Source organism: Streptomyces sp. NPDC086077 (genome assembly GCF_040686175.1).
Taxonomy (GTDB): domain Bacteria; phylum Actinomycetota; class Actinomycetes; order Streptomycetales; family Streptomycetaceae; genus Streptomyces.
Map to the genome: position 1 here is coordinate 20,443 of NZ_JBFBJT010000089.1, position 10,807 is coordinate 31,249.

Sequence of the window (10,807 nt, forward strand, 5' to 3'; positions counted from 1 at the left end):
TCGCAACGCCGATCGAGTGCCGACCGGTAGGCCGCGCCACGAGACGGAGCGTCCACCGATCGCGGAGAGCTTCGCTATGGGGTTGTCCGCTCCGGTAGCGTTGAGGCAATCCGGTCGGCGAGACTCGCGGCTGGGGCAGTCAGTAGGAAAACCGGCGGCAGGTGCGGCTGGGGGACATCGGCAGAGGGACCAGACGATGGCCACGGTCTACCGCGTGGTGACCATGAACGACGAAGGCCAGGAGCGAAGCGCTCGGTACTTTGATGTGGACGGTCGGGAGATCGGTGATCCCCACCTGTCCAGGGGGCGTATCCCTTTCCCGCAACGGCAGCCGGTGGATCCGCCCGTCGCTCCGGAGCCGGAGCAGGTGTCACCCGCTCCCGGGACCGTAGTGTTCGACCCGGTGTGGTGGGAGGATCTGAGGGGGTGCACGGCTGTGTTCCTGCCGGGCGATCCCCCGCGCTCCGGACGGATCGCTTTCCACGCCCAGGGTGGGCGGCTGCCGGCCGGTGCTCCTACCGAAGAGCTCCTGGTGGTCCTGCCGCACGGTCGCGGCGGGCGGCGACGGACCGTTCCCGCGGTGGTGTGCCCGCTCGCCCACGTTCTGCCGTTGCTGCTCGACGAGCCGCCGGAGCGGCTCACCGCGACAGGTGCCGCATGGCGCCACGCGGCCCTCTACGCGCTGCACATGGCCGGCCGAGGGCTGTTGCTGCCCGGGCTGAGTGCCGGCGGATACGACGCCTGGAGACTGGGGCCGTTCTCGCAGGACGACGCCGGCTGGGTACGGGCATTGGCCAAATCCGTTGACCCCGCTGCATACGCGACTCCGTTGCAGCAGGCCGAGCGTGGACGTACTCCGCTGCTTCTGCCGCATCCGTACGACCGGCTGCGTCTGTTCCTGGACGCGGTGGCCGACGTGCTGCCGCGCACGCCCGCCGCTGCCGCCGCTGCAGGGCAGGCCGCTTTCGCCGGCCGGGACCCCAGGCATCTGCCGGGGCTGTGGGGCTGGGCCGCCAAGGTCGCCGACGGCCGCGACGCCGGTGTCCAGCTCTCCCTCCGGCTTGAACTGCCGGGTAAAAGCTTCGGCAGCGCCGACGACGGCGCGGGCGCGGGCGCTGCGGACCGCCTCGGAGCGGCGGTGCGGTGTGTGCCCCAGGTGCGCTCGCTGGCGGATCCGTTGCTGCTCGCAGACCTGGCCGAGGTGCGATGTGGGACCGCGGACGGATTCGGTCCTCGTGACCGTGCGCGGGTCGATGCGACGCTGCGTGCGGCCGCCGAGGTCTGGCCCGCACTCGTCGGACTGCTGGAACCGGCCGGGCCGGACGCACTGGCCGTGGACGACGACACCTTTCTCGCCCTGCTGGACGACGGCATCGGTGCCCTGGCACGGGTGGGTGTGGCGGTGCACCTGCCGAAGGACCTGGTCCGGGACCTCGTCGTACAGGCAGTCGTCGAGCCCGAGAGCGGTTCGCCGGACGAAGAACCGGAGGGATCGGGCTTTTTCACACCCGACGCGCTGCTCTCCTTCCGCTGGGAGCTGGCGGTGGGCGACCGCACTCTCACCCCTGCGGAGCTGGACCGGCTGGCACAGGCCGGGCGCCCGCTGGTGCGGCTGCGGGACCAGTGGGTCGTCGTCGACGAGGCGCTGGTACGCAAGGCCCGGATTCGGTCACGCGCACTGGGCGCCCTGGAGGCACTGACGGCCGTCCTCACGGGCGAGGTGGCGGGCGACGACGGGTCCGTCACCCCCGTGCGGCCGAACGGATGGCTTGCCTCCCTCCACGACCGGCTGACCGCACCGGAGCACGCCGCGGATGCCGAGCTGCTGCCTCCCGCCGGTCTGGAGGCCACCCTACGCGGGTACCAGCTGCGTGGCCTGGCCTGGCTGGACCGGCTCACCCGTCTCGGCCTGGGCGCCTGCCTCGCGGACGACATGGGGCTCGGCAAGACGATCACCGCCATCGCCCTCCACCTGCGCCGGCAGGAGGATCCGAGGACGGCCTGCGGCCCCACCCTGGTGGTGTGTCCCTCCTCGCTGCTCGGCAACTGGGGGCGGGAGATCGACAGGTTCGCGCCCGGTACGCCCTGGCGCCGTCATCACGGACCCGCACGGGACCTCGGTGACTTACGGCCCGGGGAGATCGTCCTCACCACCTACGGCACGCTCCGCCGTGACCTGTCCGACCTCTGCGAGGCCGGACCGTGGGGACTCGTCGTAGCCGATGAGGCGCAGCACGCCAAGAATCCCGCCTCGGTCACTGCCAAGGCCATGCGCGCCCTCCCTGCCCAGGCCCGGGTGGCGCTCTCCGGCACACCGGTGGAGAACAACCTCAGCGAACTCTGGTCGCTCCTGGACTGGGCCACGCCCGGTCTGCTCGGCCCGCTCACCGCCTTCCGGGACCGCTATGGCCGAGCCGCCGAACGCGCCGCCCGCGGCAGCGAGGCCGAGGCTGACGCGGCGGCCGCCGGACGGCTCGGCCGCCTCATCCGCCCCTTCGTGCTGCGCCGCCGCAAGTCCGACCCGGGCATCGCCCCCGAGCTGCCGCCCAAGACCGAGACCGACCATCCAGTCCGGCTGACCCGGGAGCAGACAGTGCTGTACGAGGCACAGGTACGGGAGTCGATGGACGAGATCCGCAACGCACAGGGCATCACCCGGCACGCCCTGGTCCTCAAACTCCTCACTGCCCTCAAGCAGATCTGCAACCATCCCGGCCACTACCTGAAGGAGGACACGGCGGCCCGCCTCACCGGACGCAGCGGCAAACTCGAACTCCTCGACGAACTGATCGACGTCCTCCTGGCCGAGAACGCCTCCGTGCTGGTCTTCACCCAGTACACGCGGATGGCGCGGATGCTGGAGGCGTATCTGGCCCGGCGCGGTGTGCGGACGCTCCTGCTGCACGGCGGGACACCGGTGCACCGCCGCGAGGAGATGGTCGACGCCTTCCAGAGGGGCGAGGTCCCGGTGTTCCTGCTTTCTCTGAAAGCAGCCGGCACCGGCCTCAACCTCACCCGGGCGTCCCATGTCGTTCACTACGACCGCTGGTGGAACCCCGCCGTCGAGGACCAGGCCACCGACCGCGCCTACCGTATCGGCCAGACCCAGCCGGTCCAGGTCCACCGGCTGATCACCGAAGGCACCGTCGAGGAACGCATCGCACAGCTCATCTCCTCCAAGCGCGACCTGGCCGACTCGGTCCTCGGCGGAGACCGGGGAGAGGCCGCGATCAGCGACCTCACCGACGACGAACTCGCCGACCTGGTCGCCCTGCACACCACCACCGACCGGAGCAGCCGATGAGCCGCAACGGCGCGGGGAAGCGCCCCCTCGATCTGGTCCTCCCGAAGCCGCCGCCGGTACCGGGACAGCGGAAGCTGACGGCCGGGCCGTGGGGCATCCTGTGGATCGCAGCCCTGGAAAGCCCCCGCAGACGGGACTCCGGGCATGCGGCCAGGCTCGACCGTGCCCGCACCTATACCCGGCGCGGGGCGGTCGGAGACATCACCGTACGCGCGGGCGAACTGTCCGCCCGGGTCACCGGCAGCGGCCGCCGCCCGTACAAGGTCACACTCCGCGTTCCCGAACTGCCCTTGGCGGAGGCGGACCGGCTACTCGAGGCATGGACGGACGACATCGACGCCGCCGCCGAACTGTCCCGCGGGGAGCTCGGTGAGGCAACCGCGCGCATCGCCGTCTCCGAAGACATCGCCCTGGTACCCAGACCCGGCCTCACCGAGTACGAATGCACCTGCCCCGACTGGGGCTTCCCCTGCAAACACGCGGCAGCGGTCTCCTACCAGTACGCCCGGGCCATCGACGCCCGCCCCGACGCCCTCCTGCTGCTCCGCGGCCACCACTTGGACTTCGTGCGTGAGGAAGCAGCGCTCCGGTGCGCCGAACGCGAGGCCGCCGCTGCCGAACAGGCCGCTGCAGAAGCGGAACTGACCAGGGCGGGCGCGGCTCGCGGAGTCCCGGCCGGCGAGGCGTTCGCGCGGGCCAGGCAGGAAGGCGGACTGCCTCTCCTGCCGGAGCTTCCCGCCCCGGCGACCGGGCCCGTCACCGTCGGCCTGTTCCCGGATCCAGGCCACGAGGACAGCCTTGTGGCCCCCGACCGGCTGCGCACGCTGGCCGACGACGCCGCCCACCGTGCCGCCGACGCCTACAGCCACGCGGTCGCCACCGGAGGCGCGCCCGCCGCCCGGCTCTGGCTCGACACCGACCCCTGGCTGGACACCGTCCGGCGCGCGGCACGAGCGGGCGGCGATCCTGGCGTCGTCGGCCGCCTGCTGAACAGTTCAGGCCAGGCGCGTGCACGGCTCGCGCGGACAAGCGCGGCGTGGAAGCACGGGGGCCAACCCGCACTGGCCGTCCTCGAGGGAGGCCTGGTGCCACCGCGTGTCGCGGAGACCGCGGCACGCGAACAACTCCTCACCCGGCCGCTTCCCGGCCTGCCCGGCCCTCCCCAGCTGCGCCGCACCGGCGGCCGCCTCCAATTGGTCGGTCACGATATCGAGTTGCGGTACGGGCCGGACGGTCACTGGTACCCGTTCCGCAAGCATTCCGGCCAGTGGTGGCCGGCCGGCTCTCCCTCCCAGGACGCCGTGGAGGCTGTGCTGCCTATCCTGCCGGGGACATGACCGGCCGGATCAGCTCCGATACCTCGTCCGGTGGATCACTCGGGGACGACTACCGCCCGTCCATGCCCACCGGCACACCGCAGGCCCGACCGACCGCAAGCCCTCGAACCGGACGATGCCCGGCGACTTGCACAACGCCCACTCAGTTTCGAAGAGGCTGGCCACCACGGTGTGGTGGGGAGGCTTGAGGCCTGAAAGTACGTCATATCGCCCAAGAACCAGACGGCCCATACGCCGCTGCCAGGAGCCTGGCCAGACATTCTGCTTGTGGCCCCCTTTGCTGTGTGTTCCCGTCAGGCGTCCCAAGGTGTGGACGAACGCAGCAAGGTGAGCTGCACCCGGTTTCGTGGAGTCCCTGAAGCCAGGCTTATGATCCTGGCCCGAAGGAGAACCACGAGCAGTGCCAGCACCACGTAAGTACCCGGACGAGCTCCGCGAGCGGGCCGTCCGCGAGGTCCGCGCCACCGGCCGTCCGATCGCGCATGTCGCGAAGGACCAGGGCATCCACAAGGAGGCCCGGCGCGGCTGGGTCCGCCAGGCCGAGGCGGACGCCAGCGAACGCGACGACCGGCTGACCACCGCGGAGCACGAGGAGTTGAAACAACTTCGCAAGGAAGTAGCGGAGTTGAGGCGGGCGAACGAGATCCTCAAAGCGGCGAGTGCGCTTTTCGCCCAGGAGCTCGACGGTCCCCGGACGAGGTGACCAGGTGATCGACAGCCTGAAAGAAGACGGCTTCGGGGTCGGGCCCGTATGCCGGGTGCTCGGCTGGTCCGAGTCCGCCTACTACGCCCGCAAGAGACGGCCGAAGTCCGAGCGCCGGCTGCGTGACGAGCAGCTCATGACCCTGATCCAGCCAGGACATCACGGCCTGGCTCGACGGATGTCACTCCATTGGCAGGGCCTTCGGCGCCGCTCATCTGATCTCAGGGGTCTGCGAAGCGGGGCATTACGGCTGTCGTTCGCAAGCTTCGAAGGGCATAGTGCTGGCGGGACTTCACCGTTCCCGTAGGTATGCCGAGAATCAGCGCCGTTTCCTTCACTGTCCGGCCGCACATATAGGTGTGCATGAGTACCTCGCGGTGTTCCTGGGAAAGGGTCCGCAGCAGCCGGGTTGCCTCAACTTTGGCCAACACGGTGTCCGCGGGGTCAGGTAGAGGTTCCTCCCATTCGTCGGTTCCCACGCTCTCGTAGCGCGCAGTAGCGCGGCGCATTCGGTCTACTACGAGGTTTCGCGTCACAGTAAGAAGCCAGGCGCGCACCGATCCTTGAGTGCTATACAGCCGGTCTGCGTGGGGCCATGCGCGGATGAGTGCTTCCTGGACAATGTCCTCTGCAGCGTGCCGGTCGTCCAGTAGCTTCTCGGCGTAGGCGAGAAGCGCCTTGGCGTGGTCAGCGACCAGCGAGTGCAGAGCATGGTGCTCGTGGCACGTGGCCGACTGCGCGTTCGTAGCAGTGCTCGGGTTCATGTTCCAGTTCCTGAGGGCAAATACCGGCCGCGCCGGCTTGGACCTTCGGGAAACCCGGTCCGTCTGCGTGAGAAGCAAGGACTGCCGAGCGCTGCGGAGGCCAGGAAGGAACCGGCGCCCGCCGAGGATATGGAGGGACTGCTTCCGAAACACTGACGGATTGCTGAAGTGGCAGAGGGTGGAGTGTCGGGCTCCTCCGGTCGGGAGCCGAAACCGTTACGCTTTCAGCCCGCAACGATCCCTTCGGAGCCAGGTACAGCGGCTTCCTGCAGTTTAGTGCTGACTTTCTCGGAGTCCGGATGTCCCATTTCCTCCAGGATCTCCAGCGCTGCCTGCCAGGCAAGCGCCGCCTGTGTGACCTGGTGAGCCGCATGGCGGGTGTCCCCAATGTGCACCAGGGTGATCGCTTCCAGGTAGCAGTCACGGACCTTCCGGTACAGCTTCAGGGCCTGCCCGTAGCATTCGAGTGCCTGATCGTGGTCACTCAGGTGGTGGTGGGCGTAGCCGAGGCTTTCCCATGCTGCCGCCTCGCCGTTGAGGTCCCCGATCACCTGATGCGTTGCGAGGGCCCTGCCGCATTCGTCTAGAGCGTTGTGGTACTTGCCCATCAGGATGTACGTCCATCCGACCTCGTTGGCGACGCTTGCCTCGCCGCTGCGCTGTCGCATCCCGCGGTAGAGGGCTTTGGCGTATGCGTAGTGGCGCAGTGCGTCGTGGTGATGCCGACGGCGGTTCGACAGGTAGGCAAAGTGCCGGTGTACCCGGGCCTGGCCAGCAGCGTCGTCAACTTCAGTGAAGAGTTCCAGTGCTCGGCTCAGTTGTGCATGCGCCTCGTCCCAGCGTTCCAGCCGCCCGCTGACGAGGCCCAGCGCCCGCCGCGTGTGGGCCTGGCCCAGTACGTCGCCCAGGCGCTGTGCCGCCTTGCACGCCGTCTGTTGCACGGCGAGCTGCTGCTGCCAGCGGCCGCTGCGGTCCAACGAGAGTTCCAGTGTGGAGGCCAGCTGCCAGCTGTGTCGGCCGCCGAGTTCAGCGTCCTGTTCGAGCAGGCTGATCATGACGTGCTGGTTGGCGCCCACCCAGTCCGCGGCGTCCGCCTGGTCGAGGAACTGGTTTACCGCGCTGTCTGGCGCAGGTGCCAACAACTGGATGCGCTCCCGGTCGGGCGCGAGAAGGCTGTCTGCCGCGTGCGCGCTGTGCAGGTAGTGGTCGAGCATGCGATGCCGGGCTGTCTCCAGTTGCTGAACCGTGTCCTCTGCCCTGCTCCGCTCTGTGGCGTAAGTGCGCAGGAGTTCGTGTGAGGAGAAGCGGCCAGGCATGGTTTCAAAGATCAGTTGTGCCCGCACCAACTCCGCGAGCAACGAGCGAACACGGCTGGTCTGCTCTCCTGCCAGGCTCGCTGCCGCCGGCAAACAGCAATCCGGGCCTGGATGCAGCGCGAGCAGGCGAAACAAACGCGCGGCCTCGGGGCTCAGAAGGCGATAGGACCAGGAAAATGCGCTCCTTGCGTCAGCTGCTGGTGCCTCTCCGGAGAACGCGTCGAGCGTGTCCCTGCTCGCTCGCAGTTCAGTGGCTATGGAAGCCAGCGAGAACGCGGGATTGACGACCGCCCGGGCACTGACGATACCCAGCGCCAAGGGCAGACGTCCGCACGATGCGACGATCTCCGCCGCCGACCGGCGTTCGCGGGTGACGCGTTCGGAGCCGAGCCGGCGGGAAAGGAAGGCCAGTGCGTCCGAATCGCTGAGCAGATCCAGCGTCACAGCGCGTGCGCCTTCCGCAGCCACAAGGCCATGCAGCTGGTTGCGACTGGTGACCAGCACCAGGCAGCCAGGCGCACCGGGCAGCAGAGGTCGGACGTGCTCGGTGTCGCGTGCGTTGTCCAGGAGGATCAACACGCGTCGGTCGGCGAGCAGACTGCGGTACAAGGCAGCTTGTGCGTCCAGCCCTGCCGGGATGCTGTGCGCCGGGACGCCCAACGCGTCGAGGAACGACCGTATTGCGTCCGTTGGGCTCATGGCCGAAGCGGTGGGATGGAAGCCGCGGAGATTGACGTAGAGCTGCCCGTCTGGGAACCAGCCAGCGACACGGTGAGCCCAGTGCACGGCCAGAGTCGTCTTCCCTACACCAGCCATGCCACCGATCGTGCAGATCACCGTCGTTGGTGCCGGCTCGAAGTCGCCGGACGAGGGCAGCAGTCCTTGCAGAAGCGCGAGTTCATCGCGACGCCCGGTGAAAGCCGCCAAATCACCGGGAAGTTGGGCTAGGCGGACGGGGCACGGCTGTGAACTGCTGTCGTTGGCGGAGTCGGCCACACGCCCATCCGGGTCGGGCGAGGGCGCCGCCCGCCCGGCCGGCAGCCAGGCGCCCAGAGGATAGGTCTGGTCGAGCACCCGCTGTTGGGCTGCCTGGAGTTCGGGGCCGGGTTGCACTCCCAGGTCGTCCGCGAGGCGGGTACGCACGGATCGATAGACCTCCAACGCTTCGGCCTGATGTCCGTTGGCCGCGAGGAGGAGAATCAGTCTGGCCTGGAGCGACTCGTCGAGTGGGTATAGCGCCGCGGCCCGCCGAAGCTCGGTCAGCACGTTCACTCCAAGACCTGGTCCCGCATCGAGGACCAGTTCGGCGGCCTTCTTGACCGTGACCAAGCGCTCGCCGTCCAGGGCGGTGAAGACGGGATGCGCCCTCACCTCGGCTGGTATTCCTGAGGCTGCAGGTCCACGCCACAGGGCCAGGGCATCGACCAGCAGTCCTGCGGCCGTAGCCCGCGCGTCGCTCTCAACGGCCTGCTGTGCCTGCTCCTGCAAGTGCCGGAACTGCAGGAGGTCGAGACATTCCAAGCCCACATCGACGCGATAGCCACCAGAGCTGCGCACGAGCCATCGTGATCGTCCTCCGGCCGGGAGGCCGGGCTCGAGGATTCGGCGCAGCGCCCCGATATGGCGCTGTACGACATTGACAGCGCTGTGCGGCGGTTCCTGCCCCCACAGCGCATCGACGATGTCGTGGACGGCGACGGGGTGTCCAGCCTGGGTGAGGAGGTAGGCGAATAGAGCTCGCTGCTTGGGGGGGCCGAGCGCCAGTTCAGTGTCGTCGCGCCACGCTCTGACCGGTCCCAGTACGGCGAAACGTACAACCACAGAATCCCTCACACCGTAAACGATGACACACTCGTCAGTGTCTTCAGTGTGCAGCGGGTGCGGCAGAGGACGTGGACAGGCCGCCTCCCTTCGTCGTGTCCGGGCTACGCGCCGATTAGTACGATCGTTCGCTCTGTTATGAGAAATTTCCTCAAGATTCACCTCGCCGATGCTGCAGCTGCGGGACGCGGCTCCTGCACCGGAGAGCGAGGGTGCGGTGTTTGTCACGTCTGCGAGACGCCTTTGGGATTTCGTTGTCCGACAGTCGGGTGGTGACGCGCCCTTCGAGAGGGGCGGTAAGTCCGATATTTCCTGTTGTGTGATCGCTCGATCGTGGTACTGATCGTCGTACGGGCCGACTGTTTGTCATGCGCATGCCGAGCTGCGGGTATGGAGCGAAGACGTCGCCTTCAAAGCCCGTCTTCCCAAGATCGATCCGCTTTCTGCAGCAGCCTTTACTGATCTTTTCGTAAGTTCGGTGGGTGTGGTGGGCGGATGGTCAGGCCGGTGTGGGCGAGGAATGACCATGGCAGTCGGGGGTTGGCGTTGATGCGGTGGATGCCTTGCTCGGTGGCGTCGGCGACATCGGCGAGGTGGTCGCCGGCGAGGTTGGCGAGTTCACGCTTCTTGAGCGAGGACCACAGCAGTTCCACCGGGTTCAGCTCGGGAGCGTAGGCGGGTAATCGTTCCAGGGTGAGCCAGTCCTGGTCGGCGACCCAGGGCGGACAGGCCGTCCCAGACCAGGACCACCCGCTCGCCGCGGTAGAACACCCTCACCTGCTCCAAGACCTCGATGAGCCCGGCGCTGTCGTAGCTGCCGGGCTTGAGGTGGAAGCCCAGGCGGGCCCCGCGATCGGGGTCGGTGGAGTGGTAGCCCAAGGCTCCGGCCATTGGCGCGCGCTTCCAGTTCAGGCGGTGCCGCAGGAGCGGAGTCCGCCCTCGGGGCGAGTAGGTACGGCGGATCTGAGGGAGGGAGACGCCTGATTCGTCAAGGAAGACGATCCAGGCACGTGTGTTCACGGCCCCTTTTTGATGCGCGGCCACTCGTGCGCGATCCAGCGGGCGATCTCCGAATCGTCCCGCTCGGCCGCCCGCCGCTCGGGCCGTTGCAGGCTCCATCCGAGCCGGCTGGTCAGCAGCCGCCACACCGCCCTCGACAACACCACCCCCGTTGCCCGGGTGACGACCGCGCCGACTCGTTCAGGGTCCAAAGGTCGGCCTCGAAACCATGGGCCTGGGCACCTTGCTCCAACGCGGCCCGGACGGTCTCGACCTGGGCGTCGTTCAGTTGGGGCGGACGACCGGTAGCGCCGCACGGCGTCGCAGGGCCGAAGCACCACCTTCCTCCCACGCCCGCCGCCATCGGCGCACGCTCTCGGCACACACCCCCACGGTCCGCGCGATCTCCGCATTCGGGACACCGTCCTCGAACAACTCGACTGCCCGAACACGACGAGCCTCCGACAACTTAGACGTCGTCTCATTTGGTGAGTCTGCGGTAGCAGATGAGGGTGCAGGCGATGGCGGTGAAGGCCAGGAAGTGCTCGGCCTTGCGTTCGTAG

The 10,807-nt window shown here is 68.3% G+C and carries 7 protein-coding genes and 1 pseudogene; 3 read left to right on the forward strand and 5 right to left on the reverse strand.

Annotated elements, in window-relative coordinates; genetic code table 11:
* Window positions 1-391: 391 nt before the first annotated feature.
* From AB0O67_RS24055 to AB0O67_RS24065, 3 genes and pseudogenes are all read left to right on the forward strand, one after another.
* Entirely contained in the window at window positions 392-3,304 is a 2,913-nt protein-coding gene (locus AB0O67_RS24055; protein ID WP_365453485.1) for a DEAD/DEAH box helicase, read from the forward strand.
* Window positions 3,301-4,641 carry an SWIM zinc finger family protein gene (locus AB0O67_RS24060; RefSeq protein WP_365453488.1) on the forward strand — a complete coding sequence of 447 codons (1,341 nt, stop codon included), beginning with the start codon at window positions 3,301-3,303 and terminating at the stop codon, window positions 4,639-4,641. Before AB0O67_RS24055 ends, AB0O67_RS24060 begins: the two co-directional genes overlap by 4 nt.
* Window positions 4,642-5,041: 400 nt before the next feature.
* A pseudogene (locus AB0O67_RS24065) lies at window positions 5,042-5,332 on the forward strand (transposase); the annotation flags it as partial.
* Between the two features lie 233 nt (window positions 5,333-5,565).
* On the opposite strand, the gene AB0O67_RS24070 reads toward AB0O67_RS24065, so the two are convergent.
* The 5 genes from AB0O67_RS24070 to AB0O67_RS24090 form a co-directional block, all read right to left on the reverse strand.
* Window positions 5,566-6,108, reverse strand: coding sequence for a sigma-70 family RNA polymerase sigma factor (locus AB0O67_RS24070; protein ID WP_365453491.1), 543 nt, complete (start codon window positions 6,106-6,108; stop codon window positions 5,566-5,568).
* A 224-nt stretch (window positions 6,109-6,332) separates the two neighbouring features.
* The gene (locus AB0O67_RS24075; protein ID WP_365453494.1) at window positions 6,333-9,257 is read right to left on the reverse strand and encodes a BTAD domain-containing putative transcriptional regulator; all 2,925 of its coding nucleotides are present in this window, start codon (window positions 9,255-9,257) and stop codon (window positions 6,333-6,335) included.
* A gap of 443 nt (window positions 9,258-9,700) precedes the next feature.
* The gene (locus AB0O67_RS24080; protein ID WP_365453497.1) at window positions 9,701-9,898 is read right to left on the reverse strand and encodes a transposase; all 198 of its coding nucleotides are present in this window, start codon (window positions 9,896-9,898) and stop codon (window positions 9,701-9,703) included.
* 363 nt (window positions 9,899-10,261) lie between these two features.
* A complete protein-coding gene (locus AB0O67_RS24085) occupies window positions 10,262-10,456 on the reverse strand; it encodes a winged helix-turn-helix domain-containing protein (protein ID WP_365453500.1) in 195 nt (64 codons plus the stop codon).
* 73 nt (window positions 10,457-10,529) lie between these two features.
* The gene (locus AB0O67_RS24090; RefSeq protein ID WP_365453503.1) at window positions 10,530-10,712 is read right to left on the reverse strand and encodes a helix-turn-helix domain-containing protein; all 183 of its coding nucleotides are present in this window, start codon (window positions 10,710-10,712) and stop codon (window positions 10,530-10,532) included.
* Window positions 10,713-10,807 lie beyond the last annotated feature (95 nt).